The organism is Aggregatimonas sangjinii, assembly GCF_005943945.1.
Lineage (GTDB): Bacteria > Bacteroidota > Bacteroidia > Flavobacteriales > Flavobacteriaceae > Pelagihabitans > Pelagihabitans sangjinii.
The window spans coordinates 4012037-4037309 of record NZ_CP040710.1 but is presented as its reverse complement, the minus strand read 5'-3'; the positions used below and the strand labels follow the sequence as shown (position 1 = coordinate 4037309).

Annotated in this window: 20 protein-coding genes and 2 tRNA genes; 13 read left to right on the top strand and 9 right to left on the bottom strand. The window is 43.0% G+C overall.

Annotation, left to right across the window (positions count from 1 at the left end; all coding sequences use genetic code 11):
• Positions 1-191: 191 nt before the first annotated feature.
• The 4 genes from FGM00_RS16875 to rseP all read right to left on the bottom strand — a co-directional run bounded on the left by FGM00_RS16875 (position 192) and on the right by rseP (position 2389).
• Positions 192-476 carry a GIY-YIG nuclease family protein gene (locus FGM00_RS16875; protein ID WP_138854040.1) on the bottom strand — a complete coding sequence of 95 codons (285 nt, stop codon included), beginning with the start codon at positions 474-476 and terminating at the stop codon, positions 192-194.
• A 50-nt stretch (positions 477-526) separates the two neighbouring features.
• Positions 527-600, bottom strand: a tRNA-Asn gene (locus tag FGM00_RS16870).
• Positions 601-649: 49 nt separating this feature from the next.
• Positions 650-729 (bottom strand) — tRNA-Asn (locus tag FGM00_RS16865).
• Between the two features lie 304 nt (positions 730-1033).
• On the bottom strand, positions 1034-2389 hold the full coding sequence (gene rseP, locus FGM00_RS16860; protein ID WP_138854039.1) for an RIP metalloprotease RseP: 1356 nt from the start codon (positions 2387-2389) through the stop codon (positions 1034-1036).
• Between the two features lie 161 nt (positions 2390-2550).
• Between rseP and FGM00_RS16855 the strand changes: the two genes are divergently transcribed.
• The 11 genes from FGM00_RS16855 (at position 2551) to FGM00_RS16805 (ending at position 16793) form a co-directional block, all read left to right on the top strand.
• Positions 2551-3225 carry an SCO family protein gene (locus FGM00_RS16855; RefSeq protein WP_138854038.1) on the top strand — a complete coding sequence of 225 codons (675 nt, stop codon included), beginning with the start codon at positions 2551-2553 and terminating at the stop codon, positions 3223-3225.
• A gap of 248 nt (positions 3226-3473) precedes the next feature.
• A complete protein-coding gene (locus FGM00_RS16850) occupies positions 3474-3716 on the top strand; it encodes a FeoA family protein (RefSeq protein WP_138854037.1) in 243 nt (80 codons plus the stop codon).
• Positions 3713-5950 (top strand): ferrous iron transport protein B, encoded by a 2238-nt coding sequence (gene feoB, locus FGM00_RS16845; RefSeq protein ID WP_138854036.1) that lies wholly within the window; start codon positions 3713-3715, stop codon positions 5948-5950. Before FGM00_RS16850 ends, feoB begins: the two co-directional genes overlap by 4 nt.
• 442 nt (positions 5951-6392) lie before the next feature.
• Positions 6393-7925 carry a carboxypeptidase-like regulatory domain-containing protein gene (locus FGM00_RS16840; protein WP_138854035.1) on the top strand — a complete coding sequence of 511 codons (1533 nt, stop codon included), beginning with the start codon at positions 6393-6395 and terminating at the stop codon, positions 7923-7925.
• A 127-nt stretch (positions 7926-8052) separates the two neighbouring features.
• Complete coding sequence (locus tag FGM00_RS16835; protein WP_138854034.1) at positions 8053-8571, top strand: RNA polymerase sigma factor; 519 nt, start codon at positions 8053-8055, stop codon at positions 8569-8571.
• A 2-nt stretch (positions 8572-8573) separates the two neighbouring features.
• Positions 8574-9374 carry a HEAT repeat domain-containing protein gene (locus FGM00_RS16830; RefSeq protein ID WP_138854033.1) on the top strand — a complete coding sequence of 267 codons (801 nt, stop codon included), beginning with the start codon at positions 8574-8576 and terminating at the stop codon, positions 9372-9374.
• 85 nt (positions 9375-9459) lie between these two features.
• Entirely contained in the window at positions 9460-10212 is a 753-nt protein-coding gene (locus FGM00_RS16825; RefSeq protein WP_138854032.1) for a DUF4097 family beta strand repeat-containing protein, read from the top strand.
• 25 nt (positions 10213-10237) lie between these two features.
• A complete protein-coding gene (locus tag FGM00_RS16820) occupies positions 10238-10912 on the top strand; it encodes an ankyrin repeat domain-containing protein (protein WP_138854031.1) in 675 nt (224 codons plus the stop codon).
• Between the two features lie 42 nt (positions 10913-10954).
• Positions 10955-11668 carry a DUF4097 family beta strand repeat-containing protein gene (locus FGM00_RS16815; RefSeq protein WP_138854030.1) on the top strand — a complete coding sequence of 238 codons (714 nt, stop codon included), beginning with the start codon at positions 10955-10957 and terminating at the stop codon, positions 11666-11668.
• A gap of 280 nt (positions 11669-11948) precedes the next feature.
• Positions 11949-14033, top strand: coding sequence for an amidohydrolase family protein (locus FGM00_RS16810; protein ID WP_138854029.1), 2085 nt, complete (start codon positions 11949-11951; stop codon positions 14031-14033).
• Positions 14034-14141: 108 nt separating this feature from the next.
• Positions 14142-16793, top strand: coding sequence for a DUF5916 domain-containing protein (locus FGM00_RS16805; RefSeq protein WP_138854028.1), 2652 nt, complete (start codon positions 14142-14144; stop codon positions 16791-16793).
• Positions 16794-16885: 92 nt separating this feature from the next.
• On the opposite strand, the gene FGM00_RS16800 is transcribed toward FGM00_RS16805, so the two are convergent.
• Positions 16886-17272, bottom strand: coding sequence for a DUF423 domain-containing protein (locus tag FGM00_RS16800; RefSeq protein ID WP_138854027.1), 387 nt, complete (start codon positions 17270-17272; stop codon positions 16886-16888).
• 372 nt (positions 17273-17644) lie between these two features.
• Here FGM00_RS16800 and FGM00_RS16795 point away from each other — a divergent pair, with 372 nt between their 5' ends.
• Positions 17645-19333, top strand: a complete 1689-nt coding sequence (locus FGM00_RS16795) for a fasciclin domain-containing protein (protein WP_175416261.1) — start codon at positions 17645-17647, stop codon at positions 19331-19333.
• Positions 19334-19457: 124 nt separating this feature from the next.
• Here FGM00_RS16795 and FGM00_RS16790 read toward each other — a convergent pair whose 3' ends face one another.
• The 3 genes from FGM00_RS16790 to FGM00_RS16780 all read right to left on the bottom strand — a co-directional run bounded on the left by FGM00_RS16790 (position 19458) and on the right by FGM00_RS16780 (position 21471).
• On the bottom strand, positions 19458-20207 hold the full coding sequence (locus FGM00_RS16790; RefSeq protein ID WP_138854025.1) for an SDR family oxidoreductase: 750 nt from the start codon (positions 20205-20207) through the stop codon (positions 19458-19460).
• Between the two features lie 53 nt (positions 20208-20260).
• Positions 20261-20842 (bottom strand): TetR/AcrR family transcriptional regulator, encoded by a 582-nt coding sequence (locus tag FGM00_RS16785; RefSeq protein ID WP_138854024.1) that lies wholly within the window; start codon positions 20840-20842, stop codon positions 20261-20263.
• 260 nt (positions 20843-21102) lie between these two features.
• Positions 21103-21471 (bottom strand): nuclear transport factor 2 family protein, encoded by a 369-nt coding sequence (locus tag FGM00_RS16780; RefSeq protein WP_138854023.1) that lies wholly within the window; start codon positions 21469-21471, stop codon positions 21103-21105.
• A gap of 134 nt (positions 21472-21605) precedes the next feature.
• Between FGM00_RS16780 and FGM00_RS16775 the strand changes: the two genes are divergently transcribed.
• Positions 21606-24875, top strand: coding sequence for a S41 family peptidase (locus tag FGM00_RS16775; protein WP_138854022.1), 3270 nt, complete (start codon positions 21606-21608; stop codon positions 24873-24875).
• Here FGM00_RS16775 and FGM00_RS16770 read toward each other — a convergent pair.
• Positions 24872-25240, bottom strand: a complete 369-nt coding sequence (locus FGM00_RS16770; RefSeq protein WP_236262827.1) for a DUF2141 domain-containing protein — start codon at positions 25238-25240, stop codon at positions 24872-24874. The two genes, FGM00_RS16775 and FGM00_RS16770, sit on opposite strands and share 4 nt — an antisense overlap.
• Positions 25241-25273: the final 33 nt, after the last annotated feature.

Sequence of the window (25273 nt, the reverse complement as noted above, 5' to 3'; positions counted from 1 at the left end):
CGGATTCATTTTTTTCCTACAGAAAAAGCCAATCTACCGACCGGCTTTGAACGCCCCCCTCTTGGGCTTCCTTCGACTGCGCTCAGGATGAACTTCTCGCCCACGACAATTTTCTAATAAAAAAACCGTCCAATTTCTTGAACGGTCTTTCTCTAATGCTCCACTCTTTCCCTATTGTATCGGGGCTCAGATTACCTTTTATATCTTTCAAGTAGTTTTTCGGTTATTTCGGGATATTTTTTCAAATTTTTGATATAGGTACTGGACTTCATCCGTTTGATATGCATCTCTATTTTCAATGCCTGTTCTTTGGTTTGACACGCTATTTCATGAAATAATTCCCAATCCTTGGCCTGTGCGGTGAACTTATTTGGTGGTGCTTGGTCGTGAAAGTCCTTCCTGATTTCGACATTGGATGTCTGACCGGTATAGAAGCGGTTCAGTTCTATTGAATACAAGATGTAGATGTAGTGCATCGGAGTATATGATAAAACAGAAAAGACCACACCTAAGTGTAGTCTTTTTGCTCCCCCTCTTGGGCTCGAACCAAGGACCCTCTGATTAACAGTCAGATGCTCTAACCAACTGAGCTAAGGAGGAAAATGTCTTCCTCGCAATTTTAAAAGGATTGCCAACCTCCGTATCTTGCTCCCCTCTTGGGCTCGAACCAACCCCGATAGCTATCGGGGCTCTGATTAACAGTCAGATGCTCTAACCAACTGAACTAAGGAGGAAAATGTTTTTCCTGCAATTTTATAAGGATTGCCAACCTTTATTTTTGTACCCAATTAGGTTCAAACTAACCCTGATGGTAGTTATTTAAAACCTTTTTCAGCGGGCCTGCCCGCCGAAGCGGCACATAGTGTCGCAAAGGAGGGTGCAAATATAATTGTTTTTTAAAATCCGACAAACAAAAAGCAAGTCGTTTTTTAGAGCCTGTTTAAGTTTTTGTGATTAGAATTATTACAGGTCATTTTTTTGACCTTTTAGGCAAAATATTTAAGCATAGCCTAAGCTATGGTTTAAAGGGCTCTCACTTAAAGAGCCATTTGTACACGTCGTTCCCATTGGCGAACAACAGCAATGCGATCAGGATAAAAAATCCGGTCATCTGCGCATATTCCAAAAATTTATCGCTCGGCTTTCTGCCGGTAATCATTTCGTACAACAAAAAGGTAACATGACCCCCATCCAACGCCGGAATGGGCAAGATATTCATAAAGGCCAAGATGATGGAAATAAAAGCGGTCCTGCTCCAAAACGTAGGCCAATCCCATGTTTCCGGGAAGAGTTGGCCGATGGCCGCAAATCCTCCCACGCCCTTATAAGCTCCGGTCTCCGGATTGAATATTTTTTTAAGCTGCTTTACATAATTGACCAAAGTATTTACCCCTTCATCGATTCCCGCAGGAATGGATTCAACGAACGAATACTTCTTTGTTTCAAGTTTTAGAATGCCTTTAGCCTCTAAGTCTTCGTAACTCATACCCCCCAAGGCCACGCCGACGGTAGCCGAATCGGTAATGGAAACCGGTATCTGCGTCATGACACCTTCATCCCGAGCTACGGTAAGTTTGATTTTTTGTCCTTTGTACCGCTCTAAAATCAGTTTGGCTTCGTCAAAATACTTTATTTTCTGTCCTGCGATTTGAACAATGTGATCTTTGGGTAGTAATCCCGAGTCTTTATTTGGTGAATCGTCCGAGACAGCTCCGATGACAAAGGGTATTCGCGGACTAAGAAAACGCATTCTTTCTTCGTCTTCCAATAAGGTGGCGATGAAATCGACAGGGATTTCCTGTTCGATGGTACGCCCGTCACGCTCAATAGTCATTGTATTGCCGTTCACAAGTTCCATAAAAACACTTCTGAACTCCTCGATTTTATTACCATCGACAGCAAGGATCTTATCGCCTGTTTGAATACCGACTTTGTCCCCGATTTCCTTTTCGACTACGTTTACTCCATCCGTTAAGCTATCCATTGGAATGAATTGTTTTCCATAGGCATAAGCCAAAGCGATGTAGATGAGCACCGCAAGGACGAAATTTACGGTAACGCCGCCTAGCATGATTATCAAGCGTTGCCATGCCGGTTTGCTGCGAAATTCCCATGGTTTGGGTTCTTCCGCCATGGCCTCTGTATCCATACTTTCATCGATCATGCCGGCGATTTTCACATAACCACCCAAAGGCAACCACCCGATACCGTAAACCGTTTCCCCGATTTTCTTTTTAAAAAGCGAAAACTTCACATCAAAGAAAAGATAGAATTTCTCCACTCTTGTCTTAAATATCTTGGCGGGAATAAAATGCCCCAATTCGTGCAAAACGATAAGTAAAGAGAGGCTGATAAAAAACTGGATAATCTGTATTGCTACGGGACTCATGTATATTTTCTCCTAAAATGAACGCACAAAAGTACATCTTTAGGTTCGCTAAAAAAAAGATAGTAAATCTTGGCCATCCGATTTATGAAACATTTAGGAGCTATTGTGCTAAAATTTCTTGAAACGCCTAAGCCAGTAGCGTATCTTTGCAAAAAGAAAATATGCTTTCCTTTTTTGGCAAATACAAATTCTTCGGTTTGACGCTTCTGGCGCTTTCGGCCATTATTGTTTACCTCTTCTACAATGCCTTGCAACCGCCTATAAAACTGCCTGTTTACCAGCCTAGCATGGTGAATCCGGAGTTGGTGGACAGTTCAGTCCAGTTTAAAAAGAAATATCATGCTGTTGCAGACTTTTCGCTTGTCAACCAGAACGGCGAAACGGTCACCGAAAAGGATTATGAAAATAAGATTTACATCGCCGATTTTTTTTTCACCACTTGCCCAACCATTTGCCCGATTATGACCCAGAACATGGCCGACATTCAGGAACGTTTGGTCAATGACGATGAGGTGTTGTTGCTCTCCCATTCGGTTACCCCCGAAATCGATTCGGTAGCCCAGCTCAAGAAGTACGCTATGGAAAAAGGAGTTAATGATACCAAATGGAACTTAGTAACCGGCGATAAAAAACAGATTTATGAATTGGCGCGAAAGTCCTATATGGTCGTCAAGACCGATGGTGATGGTGGCCCGTTCGATATGATCCACACAGAGAATTTTGTCTTGGTCGATAAAAAAAGGCAGGTGCGAGGGTATTACGATGGCACCAAAACCGAGGACATGGACAAGTTGATGGAGGATCTCGCGGTTTTAAAGGCATCCTATAAAGAGTAGGCAATAACAGTTTGCAGTAGGAAGTTGGAAGCGTAGGTTTTCATTCGAAATCAAGTTTTGCTAAAGAGCAAGATAAAATCCACGGTAATTTACCTTTCATTTCGAACCTCTACTTTTACTGCAAACCGCTACTACCAATTGCCAACTTTTTCTCCAGCACTAGCAAGATTCCTTTTTTTGAACAAACGCCAATTAATTCAGTATTTTCCCTTAAATTCGCCCTTAATTATAATCAATCTAAATAAAAATTGGGAACTACCGTTGCGCATCTGAAACGTGGACAGAAAGGCATCATCAAGGAATTTAAAGATGATATGCTACCCATCAAGTTATTGGAACTTGGTTGCCTACCCGGTAACGAAATAGAGCTCATACAAATAGCGCCCCTAAAAGACCCTATCTATATCAATGTTAATGGGTCACATATCGCGATTCGCCGCGCGATGGCCTTTTTGATCGAGTTGGATATCATTGAAGACGAGTTCAAATGAGTAAGCAAATCAAGGTCGCGCTTATCGGAAACCCGAATACCGGAAAGACATCGGTGTTCAACGAATTGACGGGTCTTAAACAAAAAGTCGGTAACTACCCCGGTATCACGGTCGAGAAAAAGGAAGGTATTTGCAAACTCGCCCGTGGGGTAAAGGCCCACATTCTAGATCTTCCTGGAACGTATAGTCTCAATACCACCTCACTGGATGAAAGCGTAGCGGTAGAATTGCTGCTTAACAAGAATGACAAAGACCACCCCGATGTGGCCGTCGTTATCAGCGATGTAGAGAATCTTAAGCGAAACTTGTTGTTGTTTACCCAAATCAAGGACCTTAAGATTCCAACGATTTTGGTCATCAATATGGCCGACCGTATGTCGCGCACGGGAATCTCATTGGATATTCCCCTATTGGAGGAAAAACTCAACACCAAAATCGCCTTGGTCAGTACCCGAAAAAATACGGGAATCGAACGATTGAAGGAATTAATCGGTGATTTCAAAAACTTATCTGATCGCCCGAATGTCGATATTTCAGTAATCGACCCAACATATCTCGATGGTCTAAAAGAAACCTTTCCCAAACAAGACCTTTACAAATTATGGTTGGTCATCACCCAGGATGTCAACTTTATGCCCATCGAAAAGAAGTTGATTAAGGATACTTCTTCTTTTTCCACGAAGTCAAAGTCCGAATTAAAGAGGTTACAGCAAAAAGAAACCATACTTAGGTATCAGTTCATCAACGGTATTCTGAAGGAAACCCATACGGTAGATGTCAATGCGGCCAAGGGTTTACGAGCAACATTCGATAAGGTGCTAACGCATAAAGTATTCGGTTATCTGATATTCTTTCTCATATTGTTGACCATTTTTCAGGCCATTTATGAATGGAGTAGCGTACCGCAGGATTACATAGACGAGTTTTTCGCCGCTTCCAGTGAGTGGGTCAAAAAGACATTGCCTGCCGGGGTGTTTACCAATTTATTGGCCGAAGGGATACTAGCGGGTATCGGAGGTATCGTCATTTTTATCCCGCAAATCGCTTTTCTATTTCTGTTCATTTCGCTGTTAGAGGAGACCGGATACATGAGCCGAGTAGTCTTTCTAATGGATAGGGTCATGCGCCCGTTCGGTTTGAGCGGTAAGAGTGTGGTGCCCCTGATTTCTGGTACCGCGTGCGCGATTCCGGCGATTATGGCCACCCGTACTATCGAAAGCTGGAAAGAACGATTGATAACGATTCTCGTCACCCCTTTTACGACCTGTTCCGCGCGGCTTCCTATTTATCTAATAATTATTGCTTTGGTGATACCCGAGGGAAGCGTCTTTGGCTTAAGTTACCAAGCGTTGACCTTAATGCTACTTTACCTGATCGGTTTTGGAGCCGCGATTTTGGCCGCCATGGTGTTGAACAAGATCATGAAGATCAAAAGCCGATCGTTCTTTGTTGTTGAAATGCCCAATTACAAACTACCGCTGTTAAAGAACGTGGCTTATACCGTTTGGGAAAAAACCAAAAGTTTCGTTTTCGGGGCCGGTAAAATCATCTTGGCCATCAGTATTATCCTATGGTTTTTGGGTTCGAACGGAGTCTCCGATAATTTTAAAAATGCGGAATCCATCGTAGAAAAGAGGATTGCTTCCGAAGGTTTTACCGATTTTAATCGATTAAATATAGCCACCGAACTCGCTACCTATCGTTCAGCTTTGAACGATAGTATAGAAAAAGGTACGTATCGGATAACGAACAAAGCGGTAACGGATTCTGTAACGGCTCGCAAAAACATTCTTAACGAATTGGCCGTGAACCAGGAAATCGCAGGTTTTAAACTGGAGAATTCGTATATGGGTTATATGGGCAGGGCAATCGAACCGGTGGTAAAGCCTTTGGGCTATGACTGGAAAATTGGTATAGCGGTTTTAACATCCTTCGCGGCCAGGGAGGTTTTTGTGGGAACACTCGCCACGATATATAGTGTAGGAAGCGACGAAGAGGATACCATTAAAAACAGAATGGCGGCAGAGATGAACTACAAAACGAACAAACCTTTGTTCAACATGGCATCCGGGATTTCGCTTTTGTTGTTCTACGCCTTTGCCATGCAGTGTATGAGTACCTTGGCCATTGTTAAAAAAGAAACGAATTCATGGAAATGGCCCGCGGCCCAACTCGTATTTATGAGCCTTTTTGCGTATATTGTTGCTTTAATAGCGTATCAGGTTTTGAAATGATAATATAGACCGCTGCGCCATTAGAATCAAGAGACAAGACCGAAAATAGTATTGGAAATCCGAGGATTTTCACATAGCATAGCCTGTAATCGTAAGTTTTTTATCTAGACTCTTGGCTCTAGATTCTTTAATCTAAATATAAATGGCACTTCTTCAATCTATTTTGGTTTACTTCACTCTAGCACTTGCTATCGGATACCTCGTAAAGAAATTCTTCTTGCCAAAGCGGCTTTTTGTATCAAAAAAGAATGCCAAAGCCTGTGGTCATGATGATTGCGGCTGTCACTGATTTTTGGAGTAACAAATACGCACCTATTTCGTCTTCCACTCGAAGCGCTAGCCCTTAGCGCGTTAAAAAAACAATAAATAGGTATTAAAAAAAACAAAAATAGGAGCCTAGGTTTCCAAGGTATGCTTTTTTTTGTTTTACCAATCCGCTTTTATGCCTCCAAAGACCCGATTTGCCGTTGTAGCCTTATTTATTTTTCTCTGTTGGAAGGGACATTCACAAACCCTTAGTTCGGTAATCCTAGATTCAACAACACAAGAACCGATTCCCTACGTTACCGTACAGTTGAACAAAAGAGGAATGATAACGAACGAGGAAGGCCGTTTCAGTTTTCGTTTGAATGAAAAGGTCAACGAAAGCGATTCGCTGTTTATATCCTGTATCGGTTATGAATCCATAGGAAAACCCATTAATGAATTCACCGAAAATATCATCTATTTAAAATCGAAGGCCATTGAATTGAACCCGGTCATCGTTACGAACAAGAACTACTCCCCAAAAGAAATTTTGGAACTGGTAGAGGAGAACATCGAAAAAAACTACCATCAAGGACTGTCGAAGAAGAGGGTCTTCCTCCGCCAGACCTTTCAGAACAATATCATTCAGACCGATTATACCTTAAGAAAGTCAACCATTCCAGCACTCAACAAGCAGTTTTTGGATAGTGTGATCAGCACCGTGCCCAAAAGCAGCACCTTCTATACCGAAATATTGGGTGATCTTTACGGCGGCAGTGATGGTGATGAACAAAAACTCGATTTGATCAAGGCTTCCGAGCTTTACGATAAGAGCAAAGAGCTTGACTATGATGCGTTGGAAGCGCGATTTAACGAAATCGTCAAAAAAAATATAAAAACCGACTCTTATTTTAAGATCAAGTCGGGACTGTTCGGAACGAAGTTGGATTCTTTGGAGCTGAGCGTAACCGAGGTAGATTCCACAGATTCCGAAGCACTACAAAAGGCTTTGGAGAAAGAGAAGAAAAATAAAGAGGAGCGGAAAAAATTCTTCGCTTCCTACCAACGCAAGACACTGGGCAATCTGTACGAGAATATTCCCGTCTTCGAAGATTCCGATTACAATGTTCTTTTTAGGCCCGGCCGTTACCATCTCGCTTTGGAAAATTTCACCTATATCGGTAACGATGCCGTTTATGTGATTTCTTTTTCCCCAAAAGGCTCGCAGGAATATAAAGGCAGGCTGTATGTCAATTCCGATGATTTCGCCCTGCTACGTATGGATTTTGAAAATGTGGATCCCCTTAGAAAATTCAAGCTCTTGGGTGTTTCCTTAAATGAGTATTTGGCCAAAGGAGAGGTTATTTTCAGTAAAGGGAAGGATGGGTTGTACCATTTACGCTATTACAATATCCTCAAAGGAAATCGGGTAGGGTTCAAACGTCCGGTCAAAATTATCGAAAAGAACAAAAATGTAAAAGGGCGCCGTAGGCAGAACGAATTATCGCTCAAAGTAGATGCGGCCTTTGGCTCCAGAAACAGATATGAAATGGTCGTCTTCGACTATGATCAGATCAATACCGGTGCTTTCGAGGCTTTTAAGGAACACAACAACGTACTCCCGACCTATCTACCCAATTATGACCCTGAATTCTGGAAGGGCTATGACATTATCGCACCCAACCAAGCGATTCAGGAATTCAAATCACAGGTTGAAATAGAAGAGTAAAGGAGATAGGATGATCTTAGAAAAAATCGCGTCAATTTTGAATTGACGCGATTTTTTTATGGGTTGATGTAACCTTTTGTAATTTCCGGACTATATAGTAATAAAGACCACCTAAAGAACGAGTTGTTTGGAACAATTGACCGACGAGGATTTAATGTCAAAAGTCGCAAAGGGAAACTTGGATGTGCTCAAGATACTTTTTGAAAGGCACCATAGGCACGTGTTCAATTTTCTGTACAAGATGTGCGGGGATAGAATGTTGAGCGAGGATTTGACGCAGGAGGTCTTTTATAAGGTGATGAAATACAGAACCTCCTACCATAGCGGAAAATTCGTTTCCTGGCTTTTTACCATAGCCAGAAATGGATTAAAGACCTATTATAGAAGAGACAAGAAAAATCATGCAGAACTCGACGCGGTCATAAACAAAAAGGCTGAAAAGGAAGCGGACAACGGCGATTATTCGGATTTACATTTGGCCTTGAGCCAATTGGACCCTTCGGACCGGGAGCTGTTGATTTTAAACCGATTTCAGGAAATCAGATATGCAGAACTGGCCGAGATCGTCGGGAGTACGCCCGGTGCGGTTAGAACTAAAGTGAGCAGGGCATTACAAAAATTAAAAAAAATCTATTTGAAAACATAGCTATGCAAAAAAACGATCATATTTCAGAAATGCTTCCCGATTATTTAGACGGGGTTCTAAAGCCTGGGGAAATGCGGGCGATAGCGGCGCATCTTAGCGACTGCGAATCCTGCTCGAAAGAGCTGGAAGATATAAAGCAGTTGTTTCAGGCTATCGAATCCGAAACGGTAGAAACTCCTTCAGCGGCATTAAGGACCAATTTCCTCGAACAATTGGAAGAGGAGAAGAAATCACTGTCCAAAATCGATTCGTCATCCTCAGAAGAGACATTCGCAAAGAATTTGTGGCCGAATGGTCTTTTGAAAATAGCAGCAGGTATCGCGCTTTTGATCGGTGCTTTCCTATTGGGGAGGCAGCAAACACAACAAACCGCCAATTCTGAAATCGCCCTTTTGAACGAGGAAAAATCGGAATTTAAGCAGACGGCCATGTTGTCCCTTATGGAAAATAAATCGGCTAGTAGACGTATTCAAGGCGTGAACTATGTAGCGGAGTCCAAGACGCCGGACGAGGCTATTATCAGAGCATTGACAGACCGTTTGCATTATGACGATAATGTTAATGTGCGCGCTGCCGCAGTAGGGGTTTTGATAAATTTTACCAGTTCCACCATCGTAACAAAGGCCTTTATAGCAGCCCTGAGCACCGAAAGCGATCCGGGAATACAAATCGAGATCATTCAATTTTTAGGAAAAATTCAAGAGAAAAAAGCAGTAGCGCCAATGCGGGAATTAATGGAAAAGGAAGACACACAGCCCTTTGTTAAAAAACAAATAGCATCCGTATTGCCAAATATCATTTAATAAAAAGTGCCGAATAAATCGAATCTGCCGGCAGATGAGATTGGTACGACAGTCCAAAATCAATCCAAAATAAAAGTCCAAAATCATGAAAAAAATACTATCATTTTTAGTTATCTGTGCACTGGCCTCGAGCCTGCAGGCACAATCGGATTACAGTAAACCGCTAAACGGAATCGAATGGGTTAAAATAGAATCGAATTCCGAAATCATTTTAAAAACCCACGATAAGGATGAAATTCTAATCAAGGCCCTTGACCTAGAGCCGAAACCGGAAAGGGCCAAAGGGCTCAAACTGGTTGGAGTAGGAGGTGAGGACAATACCAATGTCGGCTTTAATGTCGTGCAGACGGGTAGTGATCTCATCGTTCAAAGTGTACGAAAGGCCGGAGGAGCGGAAATTTACCTCCCAAAATCACAAAATGTGTCGGTGACCAACTCCTGGAACGGTGATATTCGAATCGACGGATTTACTGGAGAGGTGGAAGCAAATGCCAATTTAAACGGAGGTCTTCGCCTTAAAAACGTATCAGGACCCATAACCGCTTATGCGTTGAATGAAGGCATTCAGGTCGAGTTTGAGGAAATCAACCAAGATTCCCCCATTGTCATTCGTACGACTAATGGCGAAATCGATGTAACCCTGCCGGAAAATACCCCCGCCGATTTGTATTTAAGTTCTTGGAATGGGGATATCTATTCAAATTTCGATTTGAAACGCCCGGACAAAAACGGACTCAAATCGATTTCCGGGAAAGATGTAAAGGGATCGATCAACAACGGTGGTGTCACTATCAAGCTCAAATCGACCAACGGCAATATCTATCTCAGAAAAAAATAATCTTTATCAAAAAAAGCGAACAGTCATGAAAAATGTAATTATAGTACTTCTACTCGGTTTTTTTAGTCTTTCACTTAGTGCGCAGCAAAACGATACAAAGTATGAGAAAAACAAATTCGATTGCCAGGAACTCCTAAAGGCGGTAAAGGATGGAAACGTACAGGAAATTAAGCGATTGCTAAAAACCATAGACCCGAACTGTGTGTATAGAGAAGATGGCGAACCGCGATCACCTTTGGTTTCAGCAGCTAGGACAGGTAATCTGGAAATTGGAAGACTGTTGGTCGATGCAAAGGCGGATATAGAATTTCATGCTATGGGTGATGAGACACCGCTAATGGCCGCATCAAAAAATGGCGGGTTGGATTTTGTGAAATATTTGATTTCTAATGGTGCGAAAGTAAACAAACAACTCTTAGGAGATGGTACTGCACTGTTAGTCGCGGCTAGAAACGGACATCTAAAAACGGTGAGTTACCTCCTCAGCGAAGGTGCGGAAGTGAATGCCGTAGTTCCCGGTGATGGCACAGCCCTAATACAGTCGATTAAGAATAATCATTATGACATCTCAGAAATACTGTTGGAAAACGGAGCGGACCCTTATTTGGCATCGCCGGGAGACGAGTATCCCATGTTTTATGCATTGGAGTCAAGCCGTGGGCATATGGTTGCATTATTGGAAAAATATCAAAAAAAATAGCTATAGCAAGTGAAATAAAATATTCATCAAAAACGAACTATCATGAAAAATTTAGTGACGGTACTTTTAATCGGTCTTATCAGCCTAACGACAACTGCCCAAAAAGTAATCGAAAAAAATATCGATTTTTCGAATCAGCAGGTAATCCTAGATTTACGATTTGCGTACCATATGGACATCCAAACGTGGGATAAGAATGAAATATATTTTAAGGCCGATTTACGGACCAAGGAGGGAAAATATCTAGACTTATATGAATTGGATATTGATGAAGGTGCGAACACCATTGCGATTACATCAAACGCGCAACCTATATTCGAAGCTTTTCATGAGGAGTGGAACGCTAATAACCCCGATAAAAAAAAGAGGTACTATAATTCCGGTGATTTATATGAATTCAACTATGTGGTCTATATCCCTAAAAATGCAAAATTCGAACTCAGCAGCATTAACGGAAGCCTTACATCGGAAATTATCGAAGGGGATTTCAAGGCAGAGCTGATCAATGGCGATATCGAGATCAAATCCTATGCCGGCGACTTGGATTTAAGAACGATAAACGGCGCAATAGATCTTAAGATGTTGAATGCCGATTTGGTTGCCGAGACCATTCATGGCGATATCTATGCCGACGAACAACTGAAATTCAAGTCTGAAAATCGTCATGTTGGGCAAAAAATCGAGGGGAGTTCCGGAAAGGGTTCCAACCGACTACGGCTCAATACGATAAACGGGAACATGTATCTCAGACTTTAGGGGCGCGCAATACCGAAGGAGATTAATGTAAAAATTTTATTCGTATTCCCGACACCGAAAAGCGCCGAGCGCAAATAAAATCGAGTTTCTCTCAAGCCAAGGTGCTATAGTGGTAGTTACCAAGAATATAGAATAACTCCGTAGGAAATAGTTTTCAATAGCAAATCGGTGATTCTCTTCACATTTGTTGCGCGCCAGGCGCCCTAAAGCGAGGTAGGAACTACGCATCACCGACAATACTTGATTCGAAAAACGAGGATATCGACCCAATTACCTAATTATGAAACGACCCGCAATTTTCCTTTCAACGACCTTATGTCTTTTATTTTGTCTTACAAGCTGTAGTCAAACATCGGATTACGATTTGGCCGTAGAAAATGTGAGCGTTTTTGACAGCAAGAACAAAACGGTTCTGGCGAACCGGACCATCTTGATGAATGCAGATACCATAGCAAGGATTATCGGTGCATCCGAAAAATTTGTGGCAAACGAGACAATTGACGGAAAAGGGCGATTGGCGACCTCGGGGTTTATCGATACCCACACCCATTTAATGCAGAATTATACGAACAGCAGCGATTTCGCGCCGGAAACCATTGAAGGAGATCAGCGAGAGGTGGCGCGAGGCCTAATGGCCCACATGTATTTGGCCTATGGTATCACCACGATCATCGACATGGGACAACCCGAGGCTTGGATGGATGTCACCCTGAACTGGCAAAAGAATCCTTCTCCTGAATTTCCGAATTTGTTTATTTGCGGAGGGTCTATCGTTTCCGATGAAGACCGCCGCCAACCACAACACCATATAGAGGTGATGGGCCCGGAAGATGGGCGAAAAAAGGTGCGTGCCTATGCCGAAAAAGGGATAAAGCACATGAAACTGTACCGGAAATTACGAAAACCGGATATGGAGGCCATGGCAGACGAGGCTAAAAAGTACGACATCACCATCAACACCCATACCGATAATAATGTGGTGACTATAGACGAAGCCATGGAAATGGGAATCCTGAACTTCGAGCATTTCTTTACGGTCACTCCAAGTATCTTAAATTATGATATTCATTGGAAGGCAATGAACGAGAAGTATGGCATTCAAATGAACTCCAGTATAGACGAGTTTGCCGCCCATATGGTTTTCTTCTTTAGTTATATCAGGGAAAACCCCGAATTCGAAGCAAAATTAGAGGCCTTGTTCGGGCGAATGGCGGCCAAGGGCGCAAGTTTGAGCACCGCACTAAATGTGTTGGCGTCACCTGCCGGCAAGACCGATTTTTTTACCTCTTTCGAGTACTTTCCTATTCGAAGAACTCCTATGGTCTCCTATTCTGATGCACAGCAAAAACAATTGGATAGCGCTTTTGAAGGCATGCTATTTTATATAAAGAAGGCTCATGACCAAGGGGTGAAACTTCGTATTGGTACCGATTGTCGCTATGGCGGAAGAGCCATGCTGCACGAACTTATGCTGTTTCACGATGCGGGCATTCCAATGGAGGATATTTTGCAAATCGCCACCTTGAACGGCTATGAGTCGATGAAGCTTGATCAAGAATACGGCACCATCGAAGTAGGTAAAAAGGCCGATTTTTTGCTTTTTGACCAAAACCCGTTCGACGACCCTAGAAACCTGCTTTCCGAAAAAACCATTGTCAAAGGGGGGAAATTAGTCACCTTAAAAAAATCATTGGCCTATGTGCTCCAGGATAGAATAATCGACGAGGGAGTGGACAAAGGACTTACCTGGTTCAATAAGAACAAGGATACGAAAACGTTCGGGCCCTTAAATCCCGGTGAATTGGAAAATGTGATCAGTACGTTTATTGGTGATGGAAGGGTAGCCGAGGCAAAGGCCGTTCTCGGGCTGTTTACTGCGAATTTTCCCGAGCGAAAGGTGACTATCGATGGTACCCTGCTAACCAACGGTACTTACGCCCGCTTACGGGAAAAGGAATATCGAGATGCGATAACACTCTATGAATTCGGACGGAATAACTTTCCCGAGGCAGACAAAACGCTACCCTTGGCGGTGCTTATTACCATGCTAAAAGAAGGTATTGTCGAAGCGGAGAAATACCATAATGTTATCAAGGACGATACGGCGTACATTTTCAATGAAAATGAAATGAACGGGGTCGGTTATCTCTTATTGCAACTCGAGAAACCAAAAGAAGCCATTGCTATTTTCAGGCTTAACGTGGAGGCCTTCCCTGATTCTTGGAACGTTTACGATAGTTTAGGGGAAGCCTATATGATCGACGGTCAAAAAACTTTGGCGATAGACAACTATAGAAAATCGATAACGCTAAATCCGGAAAACGAGCACGGCAAGAATCAATTAGAAAAGCTTGGTGCGCGTTAAGTTTAAAAGTACCACCCTAATCCCTTAGAAAACGAAAAAATTAACGATTTACTGTAACTACTCGATTTTTTGTGAGTCTTTAAGTCACATCAATCATAAATCGAAAACATGAAGACCACCTTAATTACCATTTGCGCGATGCTATTTGCGCAAATGGTACTTTTTTCACAAGACTCCACCGATGTTGTCGTCAAGCGAACCTATACCACGAAATTCCTAGACGGGACGGCCTCCCCTGCAATAGATGGCCTTATCGACGACCCGGGATGGGAAATCGTTGAATGGGAGGGCGACTTTATCGAACGACGCCCCGACGAAAACACCCAACCCGATCACAAGACAAAATTCAAAATAATTTACGACGAGAAGTTTTTATATGTTGGAATACGGGCCTATGACAGCGACCCGGATAAAATTGAAATGCGACTCTCGAGACGTGACGGCTTTCAAGGTGATTGGGTAGGCATATTTATAGATAGCTATCACGATAAGCGTAGCGCCTTCGGTTTTATCACAACAGCCGCAGGCGTAAAGGCTGATTTTTTTAGCTCGGAGAACGGCAACAATGAAGATGAAAATTGGAATCCGATATGGTACACCAAGACAAATATCGATAGCGAGGGATGGACGGCAGAGATGAAAATACCCTTTAGCCAGTTGAAATTCGGAAAAGCCAAGGAACAAGTTTGGGGCATTCAAGTAGATCGTCAATACTTTAGGGGAGAGGAGCGTTATGCCTGGCAGCGTATTAAACAAGACACGCCGGGTTTTGTGAGTGAATTTGGCCTGCTCGACGGGCTATTGAATCTAGAGCCCCAAAAGCAATTGGAAATACAGCCCTATGGCGTAGCCAAGCTAGAGACCTACGAAGCGGAAGAGGGAAACCCGTTTCGGGATGGCAACGACAGTCAAATTACGGGAGGGCTGGATGCCAAAATCGGGATTACGAACGACTTGACTTTGGATTTGACCGTAAATCCGGATTTCGGACAGGTTGAAGCAGATCCATCGGCTATAGCTTTAGATGGGTTTCAGATTTTTTTTAGGGAACAACGTCCCTTCTTTATAGAAAACCAGAATATTTTTGATTACCGGATAAGCAACTCCGAGGCGGGCAACACTTTCGGGTCCGATAATGTGTTCTATTCCCGACGTATCGGGAGGAGTCCACAAGGCTTTCCGAACACTGCCGACGGGGAATTTGTAGATCAGCCCGAGAATACCGCCATCCTTGGAGCGGCCAAATTCAGTGGTAAAACAAAAAACGGATGGTCCATAGGGGTTTTAGAAAGTGTAACGGCCAAGAAATATGCGACCATAGACAATAATGGGGAGCGACGGCGTGAAGTTGTAGAACCCTTGACGAATTATTTTGTAGGTCGTTTACAAAAGGATTTTAACGATCGAAATACTTTTGTGGGTGGTATTTTCACCGCCACGAACCGCGATCAATTGACCCCGGAACTCGATTTCTTACATAAATCGGCTTATTCCGGCGGTTTCGATATCAAACACCAATGGCAGGAGCGCGATTGGTACGTTGGTGGAAATATATTATTCAGTCACGTGATCGGTGGTACCGAAGCGATTGCGAATACACAGCAATCCATCGCCCACTTGTTTCAACGAGTCGGTGCGGACCATGTGTCCTTAGAGACGGATCGAACCTCTTTGACCGGCACGGGTGGAAATATACAATTGGGTAAGGTCGGCAATGGCAACTGGAAATTCGAAACGGGCGGAACTTGGCGCTCCCCCGAACTGGAATTGAACGATATTGGCTTCCAACGTCAAGCCGATGACATTCGGCATTATACATGGATCGGGTATCAAACGCTAAAACCCACCAAAACATTTCGAAGGGTAGGCATCAATTACAACCACTGGAGTGTCTGGGACTTTGGGGGCAATCATAATAGCCTGCGTTTCAATACCAATAGTTGGCAGAATTGGGACAACAACTGGTTTACGAATGTCGGATTCAATTACGAACCCAAGCAATTTTCGAATTTTGCCTTGCGTGGCGGTCCCAGATTACGACTTTCCCCTGAAATCGGTTTTTGGAACGGATACAACACCGATCGCCGTAAAAAAGTGCGTTTCAATGTATTTCATAGCGGTTCTAAGGGCGTAGACAATTCCTATTCCTTTTACAATATCGATTTTGGGGTAACCTACCAACCGTTCAACGCCTTAAGTATTTCGGCCAACCCGGGATATAGCATTAATATGGATAAATTGCAATATATCGATAACATTGAGGCCAATGGGAATACGACCTACCTGAATGGTACGGTAGACCAGCGAACCTTTAGCATGTCTTTACGTTTGAACTATACCATAAACCCGAATCTTACAATTCAATACTGGGGCCAGCCGTTCATTTCAAGGGGTAGGTATTCCGATTTCAAGGAAGTGACCGACCCGTTAGCAAAAACATTTGAAAATCGTATTTTAACCTATTCCCCTAATCAGATTTCTTTTGAAGAGGGTACCTATTCGGTAGATAGAAATTTGGATGCGACCACCGATTTCAGTTTTGGTGATCCGGACTTTTCCTTCGTACAATTTCGGTCAAATCTCGTCGTACGTTGGGAGTACATTCCGGGATCGGAAATCTTTCTGGTATGGTCGCAAGATTTGGCACAATCGGGCAATCCCCAAAATGAATTATTCAATGACTTAAGTGATAATATCTTCAACGACCAAAAACCACAAAATATATTTTTGATCAAGGCGACTTATCGGTTCGTATTGTAAAAAGTTATGAGTGGTGAGTAATCTGGAATGGTGGGAACAAAAAAGAGTATAGGGTTAGAAGTTGATGCGTTTAGTATTTCATTTCACTTCGATCAAACCAAATTCCGAATAAAAGAATACAACAACATTCCCCAGCCCGCTACAAGCAATAGTCCGCCTAGAGGAGTAATGGGACCCAGAAAGCCCAATTTTTTCCCTTTGGATGCACTTAATGTCAACCCGTAGATACTAAAGCAAAAGAGAAAGGTGCCCAGAGCAAAACAATAGACCATATAGCGTTCAAGGGATGTTTCTAAGTTGAGGTTAAAACCTAGCATAAGTAGCACGATGGCATGGTACATCTGGTATTTTACCCCAGTTTCAAAACTTTGTAATTGTGCTTCGGAAAACCGTTTCTTTAAGGCGTGGGCTCCAAAAGCACCAAAAATAACTGCGAGCAAACCATAAAGTGCACCTAAACATTGAGATATCAAGACCATAAATTTCAATTTTCCTCAAAGATACCCATCGCATGTAATTTTGAACATCAATTGGTGAAAATCCAGTGTTTTAGATACATGCAAAACTACCTCTATTGAAAGATAGGATGCGGGTTTCAGCAATGGTTTTAGTTTCTCGCACTTTTTTTAAAAGCTTCTTGTTTACTTTTTAGTAATAGGCGCATTAATGTGCATGTTGCCGATACTTCCTTTTCAAACAGCAAACCTTGGGTGTCCAATCGAGAGACATTTCAAACCTCGTATGAGGAGTTATACGCTAACATCAATTTCTTCAATTTTTATTACCAAGAGGTCTAATCAAATCGTAATACATTAAACATATTATACATGAATGCTAATTTTAAAAATCAGATGAAAAAACTCCTTGCAACTTTCCTAATAACCTGCTTGTTTTTGGCTTGTACCAAAGATGATAATACCGTATCGGAAGCCGACAAGGAGGTAACGCAAACCATATTAGATAGGATTTCAGAGAGCGAATCGCTAAGTGTAATCAAAAAAATAATTGAAACAGTCGATAGTAATACAGGCAGTTCTTTAGGCGAGAGTCTAGATGGCGAAAGTAAGTTTACACTTTTTGCACCGATCAATGATTCCGATACTCCTTTGGCCCTAAATATAGACGCGCAGGGCAATCTTGTATTTTCTGAAGACGAGCTAGCGCTATGGTCTGGAATACTTAAATACCATCTTGTTGCCGGTAGTGTTCTAAAATCTTCCGATTTAGAGGAGGGTGATGAACTGACTACGGTATTGGGTGAGAAATTAATCGTCGGTAGTATGGGTGAAGTTGTTCTTGAAGATGCAACCGATGTTCCTGGAAAGATCGTGCGAACGGATATTTTAGCAAAAAACGGTATCATACATTATGTGGATAAAGTGCTGACTCCTAATGTTGTTATTGAAGCTGTAGAGAACAGACCGGAGGCAAACGAAATAAGGGAAGTACTTGAGTCGGATGACGCTCTCAGCACCCTTTTAGAAGCTATTATAGCCTTGGGAATGGAAGATGAACTATTTGGAAATGGCACTACTGGCCGCAAAAACCGATTCGCAGCGTCAAGATTAGAGGGTGCAACACTATTTGCCCCGACAAATGAGGCATTCAATTCGCTTTTTGCAGAATTAGGAGATGAATACAATAGTATCGAGGATTTTGATACTGAGGAAGAAAAAGAGGTGTTCCGGAATGCGTTGCGTTTTCATACGGCTCCGGCCGGCGTGCGCCCTGTGAATTCTTTTACGCAAAACGGAGAAGAACTGATGACCTTGTTAGACGAAAACATTACCATAGGCACGCAAACAAGCAGCTTACAAGTTAGGGATACCAGATCGGCAGGATTTGTTATGAATGCTGATAGACCGGCAGGTGGCAATATTGTGCACACGATAAATATTGTACTAAGGCCTATAGCATTTTACGATGCCTTTGCTCCGGATGAGACCGCAGGGGATACTCGAAATATCCCTAGTGTACTACGCAACTATCCATCACTGTCCGTATTGGTTCAAGCAATCGAAAAAACAGAGGTTTCTTTTGAGTATTCAGCGGAGCTTGAAGTGGGGGACGTCAACATAAGTACATTTTTTGCGCCTGACAATGAAGCGTTCACAGCACTTTTTGAAATCTTGGGGACCGAATATAATTCGTTAGATGATTTTAATACTCCAGAAGAACTGGAAATTCTAGCCGATATTATTTTACATCAGCATTCCTCAAGCTATCTCTGTTCCGAGACGCTTGTTGAATCGGGAAGGTCCCAAGTGTATCCAGCGCGCTTGATCAACCCGCAAGTTCCCAAGTTCCCGGATGTTCGCAATGAAGTCCGTACTATAGGAGACGCAGCTGCACTCGTAATCACCATCAGGGACGATTTTAATCGAGAGGCGCGGATAAAGGAGGCCGATATAGTAGTGGGCGAAGGTATACCCGCTTGCGCCGAAGGGGTTACCGATATAGGTGGGCAGACTAGTTTAATACACATTACCGACCTTGTGCTGTTGAAAAGGGACTTTACAGAGCGTTTGAACGACCTCTAGAAATCAAGTGCGAAAACTAATCCTAATAACAGAACCCATAGTGCTTGGCACTATGGGTTTAAATAGTTGAAAGCAAAACGGTGAAAACCATTCTGACACTATTGTTCAATAAGGTATTATCGGGTTACACCTGACTCATACCACCATCAATGGATAACTCTATTCCGTTAATGTAGCTTGCTTCACTGGAAGCCAAAAACAGGACCGCATCGGCAATCTCCTTCGATTCTCCGAAACGTTTTAATGGTACGTTGGCCGCAAAGGCTTCTCCCATGGCATCCACCGCTTCTTTGGGCATATCCATTTTATCGTAAATCGGAGTACCTATGGGTCCCGGTGCAATCGAATTTACACGTATTTGACGAGGGGCCAATTCAGTGGTCAGCACCCTGTTGTAGGCGCGCAACGCTCCTTTGGTAGCACTGTACACAGACCCACCATCAAAGCCTTTTTGGTGCACTATGGAGGTATTGAAAATAATTGTTCCCCCATCTTTCAGATTCGGAATCGCGTGTTTTACCAAGAACATGGGGCCTTTGATGTTGATATTGAACTGCATGTCAAAATGGTCTTCATCAATTTGGTCTGCCGGAGCAAAGAAAGCGACACCGGCATTTGCAAAAAGCACGTCTATTTTACCGTAGGCGCCTACGGCTTCATCAATCAATTTTTTGTTATCGCCGGGTTTGGCCTGATCTGCCAGCACCGTCTTGAAATCTCCTGACAAGGTTTCCGACACCTCGTCCAAGGCTTCCTGCCTACGCCCCGAGAATACCACTTTGGCACCTTCCTGTAAAAAACCCTTCACGGTTTCCAATCCGATTCCGGAGTTTCCACCCGAAATCACAACTACTTTGTCTTTAAATCTATTCATATAATAAATGTTTGTATTTTGAAACGTTCATTTCAAAATAAGTTAAAAAAATTCTAGGTAATTACCTTAATCGCGTTATCTATGATTTGTTGCAATACCTTCCTATCCTTTACCAAAATGCCGGTCATTCGAAAACCTTGAAAAGCATTGAAAATATGATAGGCATATGCTGTACTATCTTGGTCTGAATTGATAGTGCCTTGTGCCTGCCCATCGGCGATCAAATCCTTAAAGAGGGATAAGGTATGTCGCTGAGTATCCATTAACCATTTTTCGATATCCTGATCCTGATTTCCCATTTCTGCCATGCAGTTCATTGAAAAACAGCCTTTATTTCCCGGGTCACTTATAATTTCGGGCAAAAAGCCCTCGAAAATAAAACGGATCGCCTCCAAAGGGTTTTTTGCTTTCATCAGTGCTCTCTGAAAATGCACCCCACTACTTTTCTGATAGTGCTTCAGGGTATGCTGGTAAAGTTCAAGTTTGGAGCCGAAGGAGTTATAGATACTCGAACGATTCAAGCCGGTTCGCTCCACCAAATCCTGCATAGAGGTGCCGTTGTATCCCTTTTCCCAGAATACGTTCATTGCATTGAGCAATACGGTGTCCCTGTCAAACTCTTCAATCCTAGCCATTCCAAGTTACGTTCAGTACAAATATATATTGAAACAATCGTTTCAAAAAATGATTTAACTTTATTTTAATTTTTTCTATGGATAAACGGTCTAGATGAGGACAATTAAAAAAAGAGGATGTCTAAAAGATATAACCTTTACGTCATTACGAGCAAGGCGAAGTAATCTGTCTATTGATACCAACGAGTTACAGATTGCTTCGTGCCTCGCAAAGACGGCTGAAAGGACTTTTTAGATACCCACTTAGTACAAATAGCGAATTAGTTGTCTTCGTCATAAAAAAACTGCTCCTTCACGATTTTCCCTTCCTTTACTTCGTAAACTGCGATTTCGGACATGTTTGAACGGTGCCCTGATGGCCTATGTGTGGTATCCATGTTGAATTTTACCGAGAACCAATTATCCGCTACGATAGGCTCTGAAACCTCGGTGCTGTGTACCTCAAAATTCTCTTTCCACCATTCTCCTTTTTTCTGAACTCCTTCGAAACCTTCGGCGATACCATTTTCGCCTTTCCCATCATTTTCGATACTTACTATTTTTGGACTATAGAGTTCCTGATAGGGTTTTTCAAAATCCCCTTCCTTGCACCAGTTCACTAATTTAGTTGCGATTTCCTGTGTGTTCATGATTTTATTTTTTAATTGATTAGTCCATCAAAATACGATATATCGATATGTTTGACAAGACGTTAGGTCAAAATTTTGAAGAGGTTGTTCTTCCCTCGTATTTTACCTAATTTCAGGGCTTAAAGCTGAACGCCATGAGAATTTTTTCTACACTTGCCACTCTTTTTATTACGCTATCGACTTTTGCCCAAGGCACGCAACTGCTACGCGAACCCACTGTTTCTGACGAGGCGATTGTCTTCGTTTATGCCAATGACCTTTGGAAAACTTCATTGAACGGTGGGCAGGCCATGAGATTGACCAGCAATAAAGGGTACGAATCTTCTCCGCATTTCTCACCGGATGGCAAGCAGATTGCCTTTACCGCCGAATACGATGGTAATATAGACGTCTATGTTATTCCTTCTGAAGGTGGTGAGCCTAAAAGACTTACCTTTCACCCAAGTGGCGATTTCGTACAAGGGTGGACGCCCGAAGGTGACGTTTTATTCCGTTCCGGAAGAGAAGCAAAACCTACACTTACCGATAGATTTTACAGTGTGCCTGTGAAAGGTGGTTTGCCAACGGCCATCGATTTGCCCAACGCCGCATTCGGTGAAATTTCACCCGATGGGAAGCATATTGCCTATGTGCCATTGCGAGCGTGGGATGCAGAATGGCGCAATTATCGAGGAGGGCAGGCCGTACCGATTTGGATATTAAATAGGGAGACGAAGGAATTGACGACCATACCCCAAACAACCAAAGAACGTCATTTAGACCCCGTGTGGTTGAACAATAAGGTTGTTTATTATCTCTCGGAAAGGGATTTTGCAAGTAACATTTGGTCGTTCGATACCGAGACCGGAAAGGAAGATCAGATTACGTTTCACAAAAAGTTCGATGTGAAAAGTTTGGATGCCGGTGGGAATCATATGGTTTATGAACAAGGGGGCTATCTGCACCTATTGAATCCGCAAACGGGTGAAGCAAAACAATTGAGCATTACCGTAAACGGTGACATGAATTTTGCCCGCCCACGATGGGAGGCCGTCAATGCCGGTCAATTATCCAATGCCAATATATCACCGACCGGGAAACGCGCCATTTTCGAGCATCGTGGAGAGATTTTTACCGTACCCAAAGAGAACGGTACCTGGCGAAATCTAACGAATTCTTCCGGAGTTGCCGATAGAGCCCCGGTCTGGTCCCCCAAAGGAGATAAAATCGCTTGGTTTTCCGATAAAAATGGGGAATACGAATTGGCTGTCTCCGATCAGGATGGAGGCAATCATAAATATTACACCCTGCCCGATCCTACATTTTATTTTCAACCTGATTGGTCCCCCGATGGCAATTACATTGCTTATTCCGATACCGATTATTCAATTTGGGTTATCGATTTGCGGTCCGGGAATACGGAAAAAATAGCAACGGATAACTATGCACACCCGAATCGTACGATGAATCCCGTTTGGTCGCCGGATAGCAAATGGATTGCCTACCCGAAACAATTGAAAAGCCATTTTAAAGCTATTTTCGGATACAACATCAAAACAAATCAAACCGTTCAACTAACCGATGGTATGGCCGATGCGATCAGCCCTGTTTGGGATGAGAACGGCAAATACCTGTATTTTTTGGCCAGTACTAATTATGGCTTACAGTCGGGCTGGTTAGATATGAGTTCGTACGATACCAATCTTACGCGCAGTCTATATGCAATTGTAATGTCCAAGACAGATAGCGCTCCGAACCTACCAAAAACCGATGAGGAAGAATTGAAGAAAGAAGAATCGTCGGACAAGGATAAAAAGAAGGGCAAAAAGAATAAAAAAGCGGAAGATACCGAATCAGAACCCGTTACGGTAAAATTGGATGCCGAGAACATTTTCAACCGTACCGTAGCCATGAAATTGGACGAACGTAATTACGTGTCACTTGCCAAAGGACCTAAAAACACCATTTTCGTTGCAGAGTCTGTTCCCAATGAAAAAGGATTCAAGGTACACAAGTACGACATCGAAAAAATGAAGGCCGAGGAGTATGCTGCCGAAGTTTCGGAAATGGTCGTTTCTTTCGACAGAAAGAACATCCTATTGAACCAAAAAGGCGCTTGGCTACTTTCAGCTACCGATGCTAAGCCCGATGCCAGCAAAGACAACTTGCCCATAGCCATTAAAGTAGAGATAGACCCAACACAGGAATATCGGCAAATATTCAAGGAAGGCTGGCGCTTTATGCGTGATTTCCTTTATGTAGACAATGTACATGGTGCGCCATGGGATACCATTTATGAATGGTATGCCCCTTGGGTAGCGCATGTGCGACATCGCTCCGATTTAAATTATCTGGTCGATATTCTTAGTGGAGAGGTTTCCATCGGGCATTCATTTGTTTACGGAGGTGATTTTCCCGATATCGAAGAAGTACCTATCGGACTTTTAGGGGCGGATTTATCCCTTGAAAACGGTTATTACAAAATCGATAAGATATACAATGGCGAAAACTGGAACCCCGACCTGTATGCTCCTTTGGCACAACCGGGAATCAATATAAAGGAAGGCGATTATATTATTGCCATCAACGGAAAAGAACTTTCGGAAAGTACAAATCCTTATGATGTATTGGCGCAAACCGCGGGTAGGGAAATCACGATTACCGTGAATGCGGCCCCAAGTTTGGAAGGAGGTACGGATGTACTCATCAAACCGATTGCAAGCGAGCGGGGATTAAGAACGTACGATTGGATGGAAGGCAACCGAAGAAAGGTAGATGAACTGTCGAATGGGAAATTAGCCTATGTGTATGTGCCCAATACCGGAGGGGGCGGCTTCACTTCTTTTAACCGATACTATTTTGCCCAACAGGACAAGAAGGGCGTCATCGTTGATGAGCGCAATAATGGTGGCGGTTCGGCTGCCGACTACATGATCGATGTGATGTCTCGCGAACTCTTCGGCTATTTTAATAGTAGAACCGAAACAAATAGACCTTGGACGACCCCGATCGCAGGAATTTGGGGACCAAAAGTAATGTTGATCAATGCAAATGCCGGTTCTGGCGGCGATTTGCTGCCGTATATGTTCCATGCCAAAAAAATCGGACCCTTGGTGGGCACCCGTACTTGGGGCGGACTCGTAGGTACTTGGGATACGCCCAATTTTATCGATGGAGGGAGAATGGTCGCACCTCGAGGGGGCTTTTACGACATCGATGGGAAGTGGGCCGTAGAAGGTGTAGGCGTGTCTCCGGATATTGAGGTGATTCAAGAACCAAAGGCGGTATTGCAAGGTAAGGACCCACAATTGGAAAGAGGGGTTCAGGAAGCCTTACGGCTGTTGGAGACCGACGAATTTGAAATGAAGCCTGAACCAGCGGCTCCAATAAAATGGAAGCGTCCCGTCGGCTATGAAAAAGACTAGTTGGAAAGTGGAATGCTGATTTCCTTATCCGAAGTAACTGAAAACGAACATTCACTGAAACTGGGCGGTCCAAAGGTCTTTAATTTACCGATGGAGAATCCAAGTGGTTCCTTGGGAATACCTAAAAAATTTGTATCGAGTTTATCGTTATTGTTCTGGTCATGAAAGGCAGCGAGGGCATAAGTACCTTTGGGGAGGTCTTCAATAACGATGCTGGCACTTCCTTTTTCAGCGGGAGCACTGACGGCCTTAAAAACTTTATCAAACTTCAGAAAATCTTTGGAATTGTCATACACGGCTACGCTGATTTTTCCATCAGTCGATTTTATATTGGTAATGGTAACGGTAAGATCGAATTGTGCCATACTTAGTATTGGGAATAATAAAAGATAAGAAAA